General features: G+C 65.8%; 17 protein-coding genes and 1 pseudogene. 6 read left to right on the top strand and 12 right to left on the bottom strand.

What is annotated here, in order from left to right:
- The first annotated feature begins 119 nt into the window (after positions 1 to 119).
- The gene (gene thiD / locus F600_RS0100765) at positions 120 to 950 is read left to right on the top strand and encodes a bifunctional hydroxymethylpyrimidine kinase/phosphomethylpyrimidine kinase (RefSeq protein ID WP_018158665.1); all 831 of its coding nucleotides are present in this window, start codon (positions 120 to 122) and stop codon (positions 948 to 950) included.
- A gap of 26 nt (positions 951 to 976) precedes the next feature.
- The gene (locus F600_RS0100760) at positions 977 to 2,062 is read left to right on the top strand and encodes a calcium:cation antiporter (RefSeq protein ID WP_018158664.1); all 1,086 of its coding nucleotides are present in this window, start codon (positions 977 to 979) and stop codon (positions 2,060 to 2,062) included.
- Here the strand turns inward: F600_RS0100760 and F600_RS0100755 are convergent.
- From F600_RS0100755 to thiO, 5 genes are read right to left on the bottom strand one after another with little or no spacing between them, the layout of a single operon-like run.
- Positions 2,059 to 2,835 (bottom strand): ABC transporter permease, encoded by a 777-nt coding sequence (locus tag F600_RS0100755; protein WP_026306020.1) that lies wholly within the window; start codon positions 2,833 to 2,835, stop codon positions 2,059 to 2,061. The genes F600_RS0100760 and F600_RS0100755 overlap by 4 nt on opposite strands.
- A 34-nt stretch (positions 2,836 to 2,869) precedes the next feature.
- Complete coding sequence (locus F600_RS0100750) at positions 2,870 to 3,808, bottom strand: ABC transporter ATP-binding protein (RefSeq protein ID WP_018158662.1); 939 nt, start codon at positions 3,806 to 3,808, stop codon at positions 2,870 to 2,872.
- Entirely contained in the window at positions 3,805 to 4,578 is a 774-nt protein-coding gene (thiG, locus tag F600_RS0100745; RefSeq protein ID WP_018158661.1) for a thiazole synthase, read from the bottom strand. The genes F600_RS0100750 and thiG overlap by 4 nt, the downstream gene beginning before the upstream one ends.
- Positions 4,571 to 4,783, bottom strand: a complete 213-nt coding sequence (gene thiS / locus F600_RS0100740) for a sulfur carrier protein ThiS (RefSeq protein ID WP_018158660.1) — start codon at positions 4,781 to 4,783, stop codon at positions 4,571 to 4,573. The genes thiG and thiS overlap by 8 nt, the downstream gene beginning before the upstream one ends.
- Positions 4,780 to 5,871: a glycine oxidase ThiO gene (gene thiO, locus F600_RS0100735; RefSeq protein ID WP_156024338.1), complete on the bottom strand. Its 1,092-nt coding sequence runs from the start codon at positions 5,869 to 5,871 to the stop codon at positions 4,780 to 4,782. Before thiO ends, thiS begins: the two co-directional genes overlap by 4 nt.
- A gap of 13 nt (positions 5,872 to 5,884) precedes the next feature.
- On the opposite strand from thiO, the gene thiE reads away from it, so the two are divergent.
- The gene (thiE, locus tag F600_RS0100730) at positions 5,885 to 6,571 is read left to right on the top strand and encodes a thiamine phosphate synthase (RefSeq protein ID WP_018158658.1); all 687 of its coding nucleotides are present in this window, start codon (positions 5,885 to 5,887) and stop codon (positions 6,569 to 6,571) included.
- On the opposite strand, the gene F600_RS0100725 is transcribed toward thiE, so the two are convergent.
- The 4 genes and pseudogenes from F600_RS0100725 to F600_RS0100710 all read right to left on the bottom strand — a co-directional run bounded on the left by F600_RS0100725 (position 6,568) and on the right by F600_RS0100710 (position 9,276).
- Complete coding sequence (locus F600_RS0100725) at positions 6,568 to 7,461, bottom strand: DUF559 domain-containing protein (protein ID WP_018158657.1); 894 nt, start codon at positions 7,459 to 7,461, stop codon at positions 6,568 to 6,570. The genes thiE and F600_RS0100725 overlap by 4 nt on opposite strands.
- 136 nt (positions 7,462 to 7,597) lie before the next feature.
- Positions 7,598 to 8,074: pseudogene (locus F600_RS26310) on the bottom strand (NUDIX hydrolase); the annotation flags it as partial.
- Positions 8,075 to 8,098: 24 nt separating this feature from the next.
- Entirely contained in the window at positions 8,099 to 8,383 is a 285-nt protein-coding gene (locus tag F600_RS0100715; protein WP_156024337.1) for a DUF4873 domain-containing protein, read from the bottom strand.
- On the bottom strand, positions 8,380 to 9,276 hold the full coding sequence (locus F600_RS0100710; protein ID WP_018158654.1) for an AurF N-oxygenase family protein: 897 nt from the start codon (positions 9,274 to 9,276) through the stop codon (positions 8,380 to 8,382). Before F600_RS0100710 ends, F600_RS0100715 begins: the two co-directional genes overlap by 4 nt.
- Before the next feature lie 64 nt (positions 9,277 to 9,340).
- Between F600_RS0100710 and F600_RS0100705 the strand changes: the two genes are divergently transcribed.
- Positions 9,341 to 9,997 (top strand): TetR/AcrR family transcriptional regulator, encoded by a 657-nt coding sequence (locus F600_RS0100705; protein ID WP_018158653.1) that lies wholly within the window; start codon positions 9,341 to 9,343, stop codon positions 9,995 to 9,997.
- Positions 9,998 to 10,005: 8 nt separating this feature from the next.
- Here F600_RS0100705 and F600_RS32065 read toward each other — a convergent pair whose 3' ends face one another.
- Positions 10,006 to 12,279 carry a DUF7937 domain-containing protein gene (locus tag F600_RS32065; RefSeq protein ID WP_081628652.1) on the bottom strand — a complete coding sequence of 758 codons (2,274 nt, stop codon included), beginning with the start codon at positions 12,277 to 12,279 and terminating at the stop codon, positions 10,006 to 10,008.
- A gap of 168 nt (positions 12,280 to 12,447) precedes the next feature.
- On the opposite strand from F600_RS32065, the gene ppnP reads away from it, so the two are divergent.
- Together ppnP and F600_RS0100690 are read left to right on the top strand one after the other, a co-directional pair.
- Entirely contained in the window at positions 12,448 to 12,759 is a 312-nt protein-coding gene (ppnP, locus tag F600_RS0100695) for a pyrimidine/purine nucleoside phosphorylase (RefSeq protein ID WP_018158651.1), read from the top strand.
- Between the two features lie 3 nt (positions 12,760 to 12,762).
- Positions 12,763 to 13,722, top strand: a complete 960-nt coding sequence (locus F600_RS0100690; RefSeq protein ID WP_018158650.1) for an NAD-dependent epimerase/dehydratase family protein — start codon at positions 12,763 to 12,765, stop codon at positions 13,720 to 13,722.
- Positions 13,723 to 13,795: 73 nt separating this feature from the next.
- Here F600_RS0100690 and F600_RS0100685 read toward each other — a convergent pair whose 3' ends face one another.
- Positions 13,796 to 14,905, bottom strand: a complete 1,110-nt coding sequence (locus tag F600_RS0100685) for an acetate kinase (RefSeq protein WP_018158649.1) — start codon at positions 14,903 to 14,905, stop codon at positions 13,796 to 13,798.
- Entirely contained in the window at positions 14,906 to 16,978 is a 2,073-nt protein-coding gene (gene pta / locus F600_RS0100680; protein ID WP_026306018.1) for a phosphate acetyltransferase, read from the bottom strand.
- Positions 16,979 to 16,983 lie beyond the last annotated feature (5 nt).

Here is a 16,983-nt window from a genome sequence, read left to right as displayed (position 1 = left end):
GATCGCGGAGGGACACTGCTTGAAAATCTCGCCCCGTACAAAACTCAGGTTTTGTACAAGTCGGCTGGCGAGAGTCCTTCACCCCGAAATCTGGCTGGCACCCCGACTAGGGTGCGAGTGTGCTGCCACTCTTCCCGCCGGGGACGACCCCGCTGCGTGTCCTGACCATCGCCGGGACCGATTCGGGAGGGGGCGCGGGAATCCAAGCCGACTCCCGAACCATCGCGATGTGCGGCCTGCATGCGTGCGTGGCGGTGGCCGCCGTCACGGTGCAGAACTCGGTGGGCGTCACGGGAGTTCACGAGATTCCGCCGTCGATCGTGTCGGCTCAGGTGCGTGCGGTCGTCTCGGATATCGGTGTTCAAGCAGTGAAGACGGGCATGCTGTCGTCGCGCGAGATCGTCTCCGAAGTCGTGTCCGTGTGCCGGGAATTAGGTATCGGCCGCCGCATCCCGCTCGTCGTCGACCCCGTGTGCGCCTCCATGCACGGCGATCCGCTGCTACGCGAAGATGCGCTGGATTCGGTGAAATACGAGCTGATCCCGTGCGCCACCCTGGTGACGCCAAACCTCGACGAGGTCAAGCTCATCACCGGAATCGACGTCATCGACGACCGGACCGCACGGGACGCGGCGCGCGCCCTGCACGCGCTTGGGCCGAGGTGGGCACTGGTGAAGGGCGGGCATCTCCGGTCGAGTGGCGAATCCGTCGACTTGCTGTTCGACGGCAGCGAATTCCATGAGTTCACGGCCAAACGGTTCCCCACTCGCAACGACCACGGCGGAGGAGACACCCTCGCCGCATCGATCGCGTGCGCACTCGCGCACGGGTATCCGGTGCCCGAAGCGGTGGCGTTCGGCAAGCAGTGGGTGACGCGCTGCATCGAGGCGTCGTACGACCTCGGGGCCGGCCATGGCCCGGTGTCTCCGCTGTGGCGGCTAGCGAACTGAACCCGCACTCCGTCCGAATCTGGACAATGGAGATCATGACGGGCCTGGCTACGCGGTACTCACCCATCGTCGTACCGCTCGTCGGACTCGTGGCACTCGCCGGAACCTGGGGCCGCAGCCTTCCGATGGTCGGCGTGGTCCTCATCGGACTTCTGCTCGCCGCAACGGTTCTCGTCGCGGTGCATCACGCGGAGGTCGTCGCGCACCGCGTGGGCGAGCCGTTCGGGTCGCTGGTTCTCGCCGTGGCGGTCACGGTCATCGAAGTCGCGCTGATCATTTCGATGATGAGCTCCGGCAAGGAAGGCTCGGCCACCCTCGCCCGGGACACCGTGTTCGCCGCGGTCATGATCACGTGCAACGGCATCGCCGGTCTGGTTCTTCTATTGGGCGCGATCCGACGCAAGTTCGCCGAGTTCCACGCCGAAGGCACCGGTTCCGAACTCGCCACCGTCACTACGCTGGCGACGCTCTGCCTCGTCATCCCGACGTTCACGACGAGCGAGCCCGGCCCACAGTTCAGCTCGGTCCAGCTCGCGTTCGCCGGCGTCGCGTCGCTGACGCTGTACGGGTGCTTCGTGTTCACGCAGACCATCCGCCACCGCGACTACTTCCTGCCGCCCGAGGGTTCGGCCCCGGAGCATGCCGAAGCGCCCTCGGACCGCGAGACGCTGCTGAGCTTGGGGCTGCTGCTCGCCGCGCTCGTCGGCGTCGTGGGAATGGCGAAGCTGGTCTCCCCGGCGATCGAGTCCGGGGTCGCAGCAGCGGGCTTGCACAATTCCGCGGTCGGTGTCGTGATCGCGCTCTTGATCCTGTTGCCCGAAACGATCGCCGCCGCGCGGGCGGCCCGCCGGAACCAGATTCAGGTCGGTCTCAACCTGGCGTTCGGCTCTGCGATGGCGAGCATCGGATTGACGATTCCGGCGATCGCGGTCGCGTCGATCTGGCTGAGTGGTCCGCTCGAACTCGGGCTCGGACCGCTTCACATGGTGCTGCTTGCCCTGACCGTCGCGGTCGGCGTGCTCACCGTCGTGCCGGGGCGCGCCACTCTCTTGCAAGGCGTGGTGCACCTGCTGATCTTCGGCAGCTTCGTGTTCCTGGCGGTAAGCCCTTAAGCGTCGCGCCTCTGCACAACGAGAATGGCCGCACCGAAGACGACGAACACCATTGCCGCGAAGTAGAAGAACGCGCCCCAATGCCCCCAGTGGAAGCTGGAGTCGTCGCCGACCGCAAGGAAGTACGTCGCGTTGCGGAAGGGCAGGAACGGCAGCACCTTCTCGCCGAACGAGCCGAACATCAGGAACAGACTCTCGATGAGCAGCGGGAACAGAATGAGGATCGCCACCGCAGCGGCGGTCTGCCGCACGAGCGCCCCGACGCCGATACCGAGGATCGCGCACAGAGCTGCGAAGAGCGGGATACCGAGCACGGCACGCCAGTCGGCCCCAGTGCTCAGAACCAGGTTCTTACCGCCCGCTTCACCGGCGAACACCTTGGAGACGCCCAGTGCGAGAAGCGCAAGGATCAGGGTGAGGACGGCACCGACCGAACCCATGAGGATCGCTTTGGCGACCAGCACCCGGGATCGATTCGGGGTCGCCTGGAACGTCGACCGAATAACGCCGAAACGGTACTCACTCGTCACGGTCAGCGCGGCCAGGATCATCAGCACGTAGACGCCGAGTCCGCTCACGCCGTTCGTCGCGGCGGCGACGTTCGGGAGGACCTCCGACTGACCCTTGCCGCCAGCCCCTGCCGCAACCGAACGCGAGGCAACCCAGCCGACCAGCGCGGCGATGCTGATGCTCAGAAACACGATGATCGCGGCACACCATTTCGGCGACTTCACGCTGGTCAGCTTGATTCGCTCGGCATTAAGCACATTAATCACAGTGACATCTCCCTCGCTCCGCTCGGGGTGATCACAGCGCCCCACCCATCGCTTCGATGCCCGAACCGTGGTACTCGATCGAGGCGCCGGTCTGTCGCATAAAGGCTTCCTCGAGCGAGCCCTGATGGGCCGACAGCTCGAAGATGGTGATCGAGTTGCGGGAGGCGATCTTGCCGATCTGTTCAGAAGTCATACCGCGAACCACGAGGACGTGCGTCACCTTGTCTTCCTCGACGACGCAGCCGTTGGCCCGCAAGATGATGCGAAGTTCGTCGTACTGCGGGCTGCGCACTCGGACAGCCGAACCACCGGGGACGTCGCCCTCGACGAAGTCCGACACCGGAGAATCCGAGATCAGCTTGCCCTTGCCGATGACGATGAGGTGGTCGGCAGTCTGGGACATCTCGGTGAGTAGATGGCTCGAGACGAAGACCGTCCGGCCTTCCGAAGCGAGACGGCGCATGAAGTGCCGAATCCAGAGGATGCCGTCCGGGTCGAGGCCGTTGACGGGTTCGTCGAACATGAGAATCTGCGGGTCCCCAAGCATCGCCGCAGCAAGGCCGAGGCGCTGGGACATACCAAGCGAGAACTTCCCGGCCTTCTTGTCGGCCACATCCTGCAGGCCGACGAGACCGAGAACTTCGTCGACGCGCGACTTGGCAATCCCGTTCGACGCCGCGAGCCAACTCAAGTGCGCATGCGCAGACCGGTTGGGATGCACCCACTTGGCATCGAGCAGCGCGCCGACGACCCGCAGCGGGTTCTCGAGGTCGATGTATCGCTTGCCGTTGATGAGCGCACGACCCGACGTCGGCGTGTCCAGGCCGAGGATCATCCGCATCGTCGTCGACTTGCCAGCGCCGTTCGGTCCGAGGAATCCCGTCACCTGACCTGGGCTTACGGCGAAGGACAGGCCTTCGACCGCGGGGTTCGCCCCGAAGTGCTTGGTGAGTCCACGAACCTCAATCACGGGAACAGTGTCCCAGAAGGCTGGGGAGATGACGCTTGCGCCCAGAACCGTTTCGGTATCCTTCCGGCTAATTTTGCCTGCCGGCCCGCAACGACTGCGTTACGCATAGCCGTCGCCATGAGCGCCGGATCCTCGGCACGAGTCACCGCTGTGGCCAGGAGAACGGCCGAACAGCCGAGTTCCATCGCCAGTGCCGCGTCGCTCGCGGTGCCGATGCCCGCATCAAGGACAACGGGCACCGACGCGCGCTCGACGATCATCGCGATGTTGTGCGGGTTCGAAATTCCCAGCCCGGTTCCGATGGGCGAACCGAGCGGCATGACCGCGACGCATCCGGCTTCTTCGAGTCGAAGCGCGAGCACCGGATCGTCCGTCGTGTACGGCAGAACCTTGAACCCATCATCGACGAGTTGTTCTGCTGCACTGAGCAATTCGACACCATCGGGAAGCAGCGTGCGTTCGTCGGCGATGACTTCGAGCTTGACCCAGTCGGTGTCGAGCGCTTCGCGTGCCAGCCGAGCGGTGAGCACGGCCTCGGCGGCGGTCCGGCACCCGGCGGTGTTCGGCAGGGTGGCGATGCCAAGCCGGTTGAGCAGATCGAGAACGCCAGTACGCCCGACTGCATCGACGCGCCGCATCGCGACCGTCGTCAGTTCGGTACCGGACGCGACCAGCGCTTCTTCAAGCACAGCCAGGCTTTCCGCCCCGCCGGTGCCCATGATGAGCCGCGAATCGAACTTCCGATCCGCAATTACCAGCGAATCAGCCACCCTGCACCGCCGTCAGAATTTCGATCGTCGAGCCGCGTTGGACCTGTTCATCCCACCGACCGCGCGGGAACACCGCACCATCGACCGCGATCGCGATGCCCTTTTCCGGAAGGTCGAGTCGACCGAGGAGGTCACGCATCGTCAACGGCGAATCGAACATGCGGTCTTCGCCGTTGACGGTCACTCCGACCGGAATCGAGCTCATGTCGTCACTCCTGCACATCTGCTTGGGTCGGCGGTCTGCAACGCCGCCGCCGCGCTGGACTCTGGCTCCCGATCGGTGAGAGCCGCAAGTACACCTTCGACGGTAATAGGTGTCAGCAAGATACCGCCGCGGCCATGCCCAGTCGCGGCGATAACGCGGTCATCGACCCGGCCGATCAGCGGCATGTTGTCGGGGGTCATTGGTCGCAGACCGGCGCTCGTCTCGTACAGCTCGAAGTCGCCGATCGCGGGGAACACGGCCTCTGCATCGGAGATGAGGTCGCGAACCCCCGCCACGGTGACTTGGGTATCCGCCGACTCGTACTGCGTGGCCCCCACGACCAGGCCATCACCGCGCGGTACGAGATAGACCGGTCGGCCGTGAACGCGTGCTCGAATCGTCGTAGCCGGCCCGGGCAGCGAACCGGCGCGCGAACGCAGGCGCAGGATCTCCCCCTTGACCGCGCGAACGGGCAGCTGGGGACACAGTTGATGCGAGTTCACGCCGGCCGCGAGAACAACCTGGTCGGCATCGAGTGCGTCGAGGTCGGTGACGGTTTCGGATCGAAACTCGACCCCGGCGGCGAGCGCTGCGCTCTGCAATGCGGCAACGAGAGCCCGATTATCGACCGACAGCTCGTCCGGCGAGTACAGGCCGAGTCGAACCGCGCGGCTGACGACCGGCTCGACCGTGCGAACGCCCGCTCGGTCCAACACATCGATGTGCTGGCCCCGGGACTGCAACCACTGCGCGATTCGGAGCAGGTCAGCGACGTCGGCGGCGTCGAGCGCCACCGTAAGGGCCCCGCGGGCCGAGACGATCGACGGATCGAGCATCTGGGCGAATGCGGGCCACAGCTTCAGCGAAGCGAGCCCGAGGTCGAGGAGTCTGTCCTCGCCCGGCCAGCCTTCGGACAACGGCGTGAGCATTCCGCCCGCGACCCACGACGCACCGCGACCCGGGGCCGGATCGTGCACGGTCACCTGCCAACCGAGACGAGCCGCGCGCCACGCCACCGACAAGCCGATGACCCCGCCGCCGACCACGGAAAGCTTCGCGTGGGAATTCACAACCCCGAGGCTAGTCACTAACCTTGATCATGTGCATTCAGCGGCGGATTTGCGGAGCGCTCGCCTCGAGCGGCTGGCGGACGCACGGCTCTATCTCTGCACCGATGCCCGTCGAGAGCAGGGCGATCTCGCCGACTTCTGCGATGCAGCGTTCGCCGGCGGCGTCGACATCATCCAGTTGCGCGACAAGGGTTCCACGGGCGAGAAGCAGTTCGGACCCCTCGAAATCACCGAAGCGCTCGGCGCGCTCGCGATCATCGGTTCGGCGGCGCGTCGACACGATGCACTGTTCGCAGTGAACGATCGTGCCGACCTCGCCCTCGCAGCCCAGGCCGACGTTCTTCATCTCGGGCAGAAGGATCTCCCGGTTGCGTACGCGCGCGAGATCCTCGGACCCGACGTCATCATCGGACGTTCGACGAACAACGACGACCAGGCTCACCTCGTCGACTCCGACCCGGAGACCGGCTACTTCTGCGTCGGTCCGGTATGGGCGACCCCGACCAAGCCCGGCCGCACCCCCAGCGGACTGGCTCTCGTCGAATCCACCGCGGCCCGGAATCCGGTGCACCCGTGGTTCGCGATCGGCGGTATCGACACGACGAACATCGAACACGTCGTCGCGGCGGGGGCCAGCCGGATCGTCATGGTTCGTGCGATCACCGAGGCAAGCGATCCAGAAGCAGCCGCCCGCGAGCTGAAAACGGCGCTCATCTAGCGCGCCCCGACCCGGCGCTGGCGCGTCGTCAGCACGGACCGAATTTCGGCGAGCACGCCGGCCGGATCCCCATCGAGTCGGTGCCAGTCGAACCGCAGAATCGACCAGCCCGCGGCGATGAGCATGTTGTGGCGCCGCGAGTCGATGCGCGCGTCCCGGGATTGCGGATGAGACGCCCAGCCATCAACCTCGATGCCGATTCGTTCGGCCGGGAAGCCGGCATCGAACGAGTAGCCCCCGACGACGACTCGTTCCTCCCAACCCGGTAGTTCGGCCTGCGCAATCGTCTTGATGAGCCGACGACGCGCATCCTCGATGCCGCCCGACGTGGCCGTGATGAGAAGTTTCTTCGAGCACGTCGAACCCCGGCGACCGACATTGCGCTCATGGACATCGAGCAGATCGCCCAGCGAGACGCGTTTGAGCAGCATCTGATCGAGGAAGGCAGACCCTTCCGGAATCTCGACGGCGGTTTCGAGAACCGTCAGCTCCGGAGTCGTGACGTCGACGCCGCGGACCCGCGTGACATCGCGTCGGTCGAGGTTGCGACGGCGCACGATCAACGACTCGCTTCGGCGGACCAGACGCGCCGACGGGATCGTGATCCACGGAATGAGCGGCGCGGACGGCAGCAGTCCCAACCACCAGGCCGCGCTGGGCCCGAAGACGACGGCGCCTTCGCCCGCCGCAAGGACTGCTCCATGAAGGCGTGCCGACGGCGAGAAGCGGAAGTCAGTCGAGTGGAAGATCCCCGAGGCGATCCTGCGCCACGCGCCTGAGGTGAGTTTCCAGCGCACCGCCGCGTCGCTGAGACCGCACGAAAATGCCTGCTGGAGCGAGATGACGCCGTCTTGGTTGGTCAGGGTCTGCGCGAGCGAAGTGTTTTTCATACCTTCACTGACGCGCGCCCGCGGGGAGGGTTCCGCGGGAGGCGAAAGTTGTGCGATTTCGCCGGTGAGTCGCAGTTCAGCGCGCCGTGACCCACACGAAGATGTCGTCGCGTTTCTCGACTCGGGGCAGGTCACCGTCGGTGGCCAAAACAGTTTCGGCGAGCCGCAACGCAGGCCAAGCCTGTGCAAATCCCGGGTGCAGGGGCAGGGACAGCACGTCGTCCTCGGGAACCCACCGCAGTTCTTCGCTCTCGGCATTCGGCACGACGTCGAGCGGGTGGGACGTGTCGGCGATGACGGTCGTGTACGTCCAGATGCCATCGAGATTCGCCGTCACCATTTCGGCGCGCACGCGGACCGCTGCGGTCTCGATCCCGGTCTCTTCGTGGGCCTCGCGCAGTGCCGCGTCCGCCTCGGACTCATGGCTGTCCCGCGCTCCACCCGGAAGCGCCCAGGTGCCGCCTTGATGACTCCACGGCGCTCGATGTTGCAGCAAGACCACCGGCTCGCCGTTGCTCAGCGGAGCACGCAACAACAGACCTGCCGCGCCATGTTTTCCCCAACGGCGACTTCCGTCCGCACTCAGCGACCAACCGTTGCCGTCACCCTGCATGTCAACGACTGTAAATGCACTTCATCACGACGTCAGTTCTCCCATCCCATACGGCGGGCTACCAACTCCGCTGACACGAAGATTTCCCCACGGATCGCGCTCCTCGAGGCGAGCCGGGCGGGACTCCGGGCCGATCGTGACGTGCGCCGATGAGCGCCCCGGATTCGGCAGGTTCGAGCCTCTGATGCGCCCGAACCAATGAAACTTCCCGTCGATCGGGTCGAGATGGCCGGCGAGCACCGCCGTCACCGCGAAGTCGGCGCCATCGACCGACAACACTGCCGGTCCGCGGTAGTCGGGATCGTTCATGCCATGAATCCGCAGGCCCGCCACGACCGTCGGCCGGCACGACCGAGAAGTCCGTTGCGATCGAGGAACTCGGCAAGGCTGGCGAACCCGTACTGCCGGGTCTGCCGGAAATGTGGATTCGCGAGAGCCTCGGCTTTCGCCTTCTTCGCGTCGAGCCCGACGCGGCGGTAGATCGCCGGATTCGTCAGCAACCACAGGAAGATCGGCGCCGCGACGGCGACCAGACTCTGCACATAAGCGCGCTGCGCCAGCGACAGCTCACCGACCTGTCGGGACAGCGAATCCCGCGCGAAGCTGATGTGCCGGGCTTCCTCGGAAACGTGGACGCGCATGACGCGTGAGACGACCGGCTGCAGATCGGGATCGTCAAGGGTCCTGCGCTGGATCGCATCGAAGATCTCCTCACCGAGCAGCGCACCGACCCACACCATCGGCCCACGAAGGACGCTCGGCAGAGCCCGCGCGACCACGCGCATGGGCGCCTTCATTCGGTAGGGCCGCGCCTCGATCTGACTGATGAGCCGTCCGAACATCACCATGTGCCGACATTCATCACCCATCTCGGTGAGCGTGTAATGCGCATGATTCGACGTCGGGTCGACGGTCAGCAACTCCCGCAACAGAATTCGATTGAGCACATTCTCGAACCAGAGCCCGACGGTCAACGCGTTCGCGAGCTCCTGCCGAGATAGTTCCCGCCGTTGAACCTCGCTCATCTGCGCCCACATCGAGGTGCCGTACAGGCTGATGACCTCGGGCGGCAAGAACATCCGATCCGGGTCGAGCGGCGCGTCCCAGTCGATGTCAACGACCGGGTCGTACGACTTCTTGACCGAGCCTGACAGCAAGCGGGCGGCGAAGGACTCAACGGGAAGGACGGACTGTTCGGTCATCTCAGGACCTCTCTCGCACGACATTGAGCGTGACTGGCGTCACACCAAATGTTAGTGTTACACCGTGTCACAGTCAACGACCTCTGACGGCCGATCCCAACGCTGGGACGAACACAAGGAACAGCGTCGAGCGCGGATCCTGGATTCCGCGATTGCGGTCATCGAAGAGTCCGGCGTCGACTTCTCGGTGCAGGCCATCGCGGCCCAAACCGGACTGCCCCGCCCCGTCGTCTACCGGCATTTCAAAGATCGCGCCGACCTCGACGAGCAGATCCGCCAGCGCATCCTGAAGATCCTCATGGCCGACCTCCTGCCGTCACTGCACCCGGCAGGCACCGTCGGCGAGGCCGTCGCCCACGCCGTCACGACGTACGTCCTGTGGACCGAGAAGTATCCGCGGCTGCACCACTTCCTCGGCATCGGCGTCGACAAACCGGCCGTCAGCGGCGCACGCGGACAGATCAGCTCAGCGCTCACCACGTTGTTCGTGAGCGCGCTGTCGCGCACCGGAGCAGACATCGCCCCGGCGCGACCGATGGCCTACGGAACGATCGGCTTCGTAGACGGCGTGGTCAGCAGCTGGCGCACCAGCCCGAGCGCACCAGCCGAGCAGATCGTGAGCCTGCTGACCGCGTCGCTGCTGGCGCTGCTCGAGACAACGGCCAAGGAACAGGGCATCGACCTCGACCGGACGACACCGGTGGTCGACCTGCTGGGCTGATCGGCCGCTTACCGCCCGCGCTTCTGGAGCGCGGCATTGATGTCCGGATCTCCGAGGGCTGCAAGCCAATCGAGCAGCGCCGGGTACGTGCTCGGATTACCGGCGAGCAACGGGCGAAGATCGGGGCGATCCTGCGCCAACCGCGCGATCTCATGCAGCGATGTGGCCGGGTCGACGGCCGCCACCGCGTCCGCGTCGAACTGCTTCGTCGCTTGGATCTGCGTGACGTCGGCCTCGGGCGCGGGCTGTGGCTCGGGTTCCCGTTCCGGTTCCGGTTCCGGCTCGGGCTCAGGTTCCGGCTGAGGCTCGGGTTCCGGTTCTGGCTGCGGTTCCGGCTGGGACTCGGGTTGCGGCTCCGGCTGCAGACGCGGGTGCACCTGAGTTACGTCGTCGGACCCGCTCGATGTCGGCACCACCTGCTGGAAACCACCGGCCGGCGTACCAACCTGCTCAAACCCACCCGACGGCGGACCCGACGGCGGGACCTGCCCGAACCCGCCCGGCTGAACACTCGGCTGCGCCCCCGGCTGGTATCCCTGCTGCGGATGCCCAGGCTGGTAGCCCTGCTGTGGGTAGCCCTGCGGGTACGCCGGCCGCGCCGGCGCCGAGAACGACGCGAAGAGGTGCTGATCCTGGTAAAGCTCGCGCGTCGGCTTCACTGCGACGAGAGTCGCAGCAGCCACGATCGCCAGGAACGGGATGAACAGGTCGGACATCACGAGGGCGAAGGGATCGCTCACGACGGCGTTGGTGATGAGCCGGCCGATCGCGAGAACCACGATGCCGAGCGCGATTCCGATCGTCACCTCACGCGAGGGACGCGGATCGCCGCCGCGATAGTTCAGCCCGAGAATGCGGTACCCGACCGTCGCGGCGGCACCGATGAGCAGCGAGAACACGGCCAACGCGATCGATGATCCGAGGCCTCGAGACTGGACGAATTCACCCAGCAGCGACTCGCGCACAACTGCACCGACAGTGGTCTGAACGGCGCCGCCGAACGCGAAGACCGCGATCAGCAGCATCGCCTGCCGGGCGGCATCGAGCCAGATGTAGCCCTCATGGGCACCAGTCTGATTCGGGCCGCCGGCCGCCACCGCGGCTGCTGCCGCGACGATCCAGCCGACCACGCAGAAGTACGAGACGACCGCGAACGCTTCCAGCCCGGACAGTTCCGTGAAGGCCAGGAAGAACGCACCGGTGAGGAACGCGATTCCGGCCAGGATGAGCGTCAGCCGCCAGACGGCGAACTTCTTGCGCAGTCCCAGGAGGACGAGGACCGCCGGGACCAAGTAGTAGATGGTGTCCACGAGCAGCGCGACAATCGTCTTCGCCGACGCCGAGGCGTCAATCTGACTCTGCAGAACGAGCACGATAGACAGCAGGCCGGAGACGACCACGAGGCCCGCGGTCACAGCCATCGCAAGCTTCACGACCATCGGCCACGACGGCCCCGCCGGACCCTTCGCGGCGAGTTCGGCGGCACGCGGCTGGGCCGCGAGGACCAGACCCGCAGCCGCCATCCACAGCCCCGGCCCCTCAGCCGCCAGTGACGGCGAGTCGCCCAAGTGCGTAAACCCGGCGATGACGTCCCACAGGACGAAGCCGACGACCATCAACGCGAGCGGAATGTTGCCGAGAAGGCGCAGCTTGGCGATGGATGACACAGTCACCGACGGGCCGAGCATCCCCATGCGGACGATGTACGGGAGCGCGACGGTCGCGATCGACGCGAGTCCGACAAGAACCACCAGAGCGGTGAGCCAGGCGTTCGTCTCCCCGACGCCGGTGACTCCGACGTGGAGGTTCCAGCGCATGAACAGCGCAAAGACGAGTGCCATGCCACTGACGCCGTCGATCACATAGTCCCGGGTCGGGATGTCGGAGAAGTTCGGCTTCGGACGTGGCGGACGGTAATACGGCTGCCCGGGAGACTGATACGGAGGCGGATAACCGCCCTGTACCGGCGGCGGGAACTGCGGCGCTGGGTAACTCTGCGTCGGCCCGTGATCCGCATGCGGTCCTGGGCCTTGCTGCGGTCCGTAACCCTGCGGCGGTCCGTAACCCGGTGGGGGTCCGTAACCCGGTGGGGGTCCGTAACCCGGTGGGGGTCCGTAACCCTGCGGCGGGCCATATCCCTGTGGCGGACCGTACCCGGGCGGCGGGCCGTAGCCCGGCGGAGTGCCATACCCGGGTTGGGCGGGCGGCTGCTGCGGCGGCCAGCCCTGCTGGCCTGGGTTCGGGTTGCTGCTCTCGGAGCCGGAATTGCTGTTGTCCACCATGAGCCTGACGTCCTCCAGTTGGCCCGCGATCCGCGCGCGCTATGCCCCCATTGTGCGGTAACGAACGACCTTGTTCTCACCGAATTTGACCTTGTTGTCCCATGGTCACCCAGACAAATGCCCCGGCGCCAACTCGGACTCCCGCGAGCGGCCGTAGAGTGTCCGCCTGTGACCCAGTTCGATAATGTTTCGGTCGTCAAGCAGGCCAATGTGTACTTCGACGGCAAGTGCGTGAGCCACACGGTGATCCTGCCCGACGGCGCACGCAAGTCGGTCGGCGTGATCTTCCCGTCGACGCTTCTGTTCACCACCGGTGCGCCCGAGATCATGGAGATCAACGCCGGTCGCTGCAAGATCCGCCTCGCGGGGTCGCCGGATTGGAACGAGTACGTGGCCGGCGAATCGTTCTCCGTGCCTGGCGACTCGAGCTTCGACATCGAGGTCACCGAAACCCTCGACTACGTCTGCCACTTCGGCTGATCCGTGCGCGTTCTCGTCACCGGCGGAACCGGGTTCGTCGCGGGATGGTGCATTTCCGGCCTGCTCGAACAAGGCCATACGGTCCGCACGACCGTCCGGAACGAGGCTTCCGAGACGAAACTCGCCGACGTCTTCGGACCTGCTCTGACGTTCGCACGCGCTGACCTGCTCAGCGACGACGGCTGGCCCGACGCCATGAACGGCATCGAGGCCGTGCTGCACGTCGCATCCCCGATGCAGGGCGCCGACATGATGACGCCCGCACGCGAGGGAACCGCACGCGTTCTTCGCGCGGCAGCCCACGCCGGTGTCGGACGCGTCGTGATGACGTCGAGCTGCGCCGCCGCGACACCGCCTGATGGCTCGAAGGGCACAGTCGACGAAACGCTCTGGACCGATCCGTCGATCACGACGATCGATGACTACCGAAAGTCCAAGCTCGCGGCGGAACGGGAAGCGTGGCGGCTCGCGGAGGAACTCGCGCTCTCGCTCACGACGATCCTCCCGGGTGCGGTGTTCGGACCGTTGCGGTCGTCGGGAAACCAGGGATCGGTGCAGATCATCGACCGCATGCTCACCGGAATGCCGGCCGTGCCGCGGATCGGGCTCAACATCGTCGACGTCCGCGACGTCGCCGATCTCCATCTCCGCGCGATGACGACTCCCGAAGCCGACGGCCAGCGGTACATCGCCGTCTCGGAGCGGTTGTGGATGTCCGAAGTCGCCGCGGTGATCCGCGACGAACTCGGCGAGCGCGGCTCAAGAGCTCCGAAGAAGACGATTCCCGACGTCCTCATCCGCGGACTAGCCAAAGCCAATCCCGAACTGCGCGAACTGCTTCCGATGCTCGGTCGGCAGTACACGTACAACAACGCGAAGGCCCGGTCGATCGGCTGGCAGCCGCGTTCGGCGCGCGAAACCGTCGTCGCCTGCGCGGAAAGCCTGCTGGCGAGCCGCGACTGACAAACCCACTTCGATTGGGAAGGCATTGGATCGCTTATCGATCCAATTCCTTCCCAATCGGCGCGCGACCCGGTTAAGCGCCGATCGCCTTCAGCGCCTTCCGTGCGATCGCAAGTTCCTCGTTCGTGGGAACGACCAGCACGGCGACCGGCGCACCCTCCGGCGAGATGTAGCGCGGATCCCGGGACCGGACCGCGTTGCGGGTGGGGTCGACGACGATGCCGAAGCCTTCGAGACCCTTGAGCGCATCCGCTCGAACCGGCGAACTGTTCTCCCCGACACCCGCGGTGAAGGTGATCGCGTCGACGCGGCCGAGGTCGACGAGGTATGCGCCGATGTACCGACGCAGTCGGTGGATGTAGACGTCGTACGCGAGCTTCGCATCTTGGTCGCCCGCATCGATCCGCTCGACGACCTGGCGGAAGTCGTTGTCTCCGCACAAGCCCTTCAGCCCCGACTGGCGGTTGAGCAACTGGTCGACGTCGACGCCGTTTCGCTGCAGGTGAAGCAGCGCACCAGGGTCGATGTCCCCGGACCGAGTGCCCATGACCAACCCCTCGAGCGGGGTGAGTCCCATCGTGGTGTCACAGGCTTGACCGGCACGAACGGCCGAGGCAGAAGCCCCGTTTCCGAGGTGCAGGACGATCTGGTTCAGCCGCGTGGGATCCCGGTCCAGGAACTTCGCGACCTCGCCCGAGACGTACTCGTGGGACGTCCCGTGGAAGCCGAACTTCCGGATTCCCCACTGCGAGGCGATGTCCCGGTCGATGGCGTAAGTGCTTGCGGCCTTGGGCATTCCATGGAAGAAGGCAGTGTCGAAAACGGCCACGTGCGGGACGTTCGGCAGCTCCTCCATGGCCGCACGGATACCGGTGAGGTTCGGCGGATTGTGCAGCGGCGCCAGCGCCGACAACTCGTCGATCGCGGTCTCCACGGCCTCGTCGATGAGGGTGGGCTTGTAGAACACCTCGCCACCATGGACAACGCGATGTCCCACCGCTGCGACCCCGCTGAGATCGAGGTCGTTGAGGACCTGCGCGAGCGCTGCCTTGTGGTTCGGCAGACCGCCGGGTTCACCGATCCGCTCGACGAGTCCGTTCGCCAGCACATCGGCGGATTCGGCGTCGACGAGCTGGTACTTGACCGACGACGAACCCGAGTTGAGAACCAGTACCTGAGTCACCTATTCACCCGCCTGGATCGCCGTGATCGCGACCGTGTTGACGATGTCCTGAACGAGCGCACCGCGCGACAGGTCGTTGACCGGCTTGCGCAGGCCCTGCAACACCGGGCCGACCGCAATGGCGTGTGCACTTCGCTGTACGGCCTTGTACGTGTTGTTGCCGGTATTGAGGTCCGGGAAAATGAACACCGTCGCCCGGCCGGCTACCTGCGAGTCCGGCAGTTTCGTGCGCGCGACGTCGGCATCGATCGCGGCGTCGTACTGGATCGGCCCCTCGACCAGCAGGTCTGGCCGGCGCTCGCGCACGATCGCCGTCGCCGCCCGCACCTTGTCGACGTCCGCTCCCGAACCTGATTCACCGGTCGAGTAGCTGAGCATCGCCACGCGCGGTTCGATGTCGAAGCGGGCAGCGGTGCCGGCCGACGAGATCGCGATGTCGGCGAGCTGTTCGGCGGTGGGGTCAGGTACCACGGCGCAGTCGCCGTAGGCCAGAACCCGGTCGGCCAGACACATCAGGAACACCGAAGACACGGTGGAGACACCAGGTTCCGTGCGGATGATCTCGAACGACGGTCGAATCGTGTGCGCGGTGGTGTGTGCGGCACCGGACACCATGCCGTCCGCCATGCCGGTCGCGACCATCATCGTGCCGAAGTACGAGATGTCCGCCATCGTCTCGCGCGCCCGGTCAAGCGTCATGCCCTTGTGTTTGCGCAGCTCCGCGTACTTGACGGCGAATTCTTCGGTGTATTCCGACTCCCCCGGGCACAGCACGCGCGCACCGGTCAGATCAACGCCGAGTTCCGCGGCACGCGCCCGAACGACGTGCTCCTCGCCAAGAATCGTGAGGTCCGCGATCTGACGTTGCAGCACGCGACCCGCGGCCCGCAGGATCCGGTCGTCGTCGCCCTCGGGAAGCACGATGTGCCGACGGACCGCGCGCGCCCGGTTGATGAGCTGGTACTCGAACATCTGCGGCGTGACGACCTGCGGAATGGCCACACCGATGCGTTCGAGAATCGTCTTCGCGTCGACGCGCTGCTCCATGAGGCTCAGCGCGGTGTCGACTTTGCGCAACGATCCCGCCGCCATCCGGCCCCGCGTCCGAGCCGCGGCATGCGCAGTGTCGAACGTGCCGAGGCTCGTTGTCAGGATGGGAAGCTTCGGCTTCATGCCTTCGACGAGCCGCGCGATGGCCGGGTGCGGCAGCTGCGCACCGTTCATGATGATTCCCGACAGCGACGGAAATCCTTCTGCCTCATGCGCATTGACCAGGCTCAGGATAACGTCCGAACGATCCCCCGGACAGATCACGACGACGCCCTCGGTCAGCCGCTCGAGAATGTGTTCGGCCGTCATGCCGCCGACCATCACGCGCAGTGCCTCACGCTGGAGAAGCTCGGGATCGCCGCTGTAGAGCTCACCGTTGATCGCGGTCTGCAATTCGGCCATGGTCGGCGCTTTGAGCAAGTCGACCTCGGGCAGGCACCAGGCCGGCACGTCGAGACTGGCCAGCGCCTTCTCGGTCTTCTCGAGCTCGTCCGGCTGGCATCGGTTGGCGATGACCGCCACGAGGTGCGCATGCACGAGAAGCAGTTCGGACTGGCACATCTGAACGACTTGCAGCACGTCGTCGGCAGTGCGGCCGGCGCCGCTCACCGCGAGCAGAACCGGTGCCCCGAGATTCACGGCGATGCGCGCGTTGAAGTTCAGTTCACTGGGCGAGGCGACATCGGTGTAGTCGCTACCGACGATGACGACGGCATCGCAGCGCTCGGCGACCGCGTGATACCGCATGACGATCTCGCTGAGCGCCGCCTCGGGGTCCTCATGCACCCGCTCGTACGTGACGCCCAGGATGTCGTCGTAGTCGAGGTCGGCACTGATGTGGTCGAGAAGAAGCTCGACGATGTAGTCCGGCTCGTTCGACGAACGGGCCACCGGACGAAATACGCCCACGCGCGCAGCGGTCGCACCAAGAGAGTGCAGTAGACCCAGGGCGATAGTGGACTTGCCGGTATCCCCTTCGGGTGAAACGACATACACGCTCGAGATGCGGGGCTGATCGGACATGCTCG

It is taken from the genome of Smaragdicoccus niigatensis DSM 44881 = NBRC 103563, assembly GCF_000380645.1.
GTDB classification, from domain to species: Bacteria; Actinomycetota; Actinomycetes; order Mycobacteriales; family Mycobacteriaceae; genus Smaragdicoccus; species Smaragdicoccus niigatensis.
The sequence above is the reverse complement of the archived record's forward strand: the minus strand, read 5'-3'. Positions and strand labels throughout refer to the sequence as shown.

What these genes read in the sequence shown, in the direction of transcription:
- F600_RS0100710 (WP_018158654.1), bottom strand. Translation starts at nt 9,276, where the DNA reads ATGACCGAACAGTCCGTCCTTCCCGTTGAGTCCTTCGCCGCCCGCTTG.
- pta (WP_026306018.1), bottom strand. Translation starts at nt 16,978, where the DNA reads ATGTCCGATCAGCCCCGCATCTCGAGCGTGTATGTCGTTTCACCCGAA.
- thiS (WP_018158660.1), bottom strand. Translation starts at nt 4,783, where the DNA reads ATGAGCTCGATTCCGGTCGGAGTGACCGTCAACGGCGAAGACCGCATG.
- F600_RS0100760 (WP_018158664.1), top strand. Translation starts at nt 977, where the DNA reads ATGGAGATCATGACGGGCCTGGCTACGCGGTACTCACCCATCGTCGTA.
- F600_RS0100715 (WP_156024337.1), bottom strand. Translation starts at nt 8,383, where the DNA reads ATGAACGATCCCGACTACCGCGGACCGGCAGTGTTGTCGGTCGATGGC.
- F600_RS32065 (WP_081628652.1), bottom strand. Translation starts at nt 12,279, where the DNA reads ATGGTGGACAACAGCAATTCCGGCTCCGAGAGCAGCAACCCGAACCCA.
- F600_RS0100725 (WP_018158657.1), bottom strand. Translation starts at nt 7,461, where the DNA reads ATGAAAAACACTTCGCTCGCGCAGACCCTGACCAACCAAGACGGCGTC.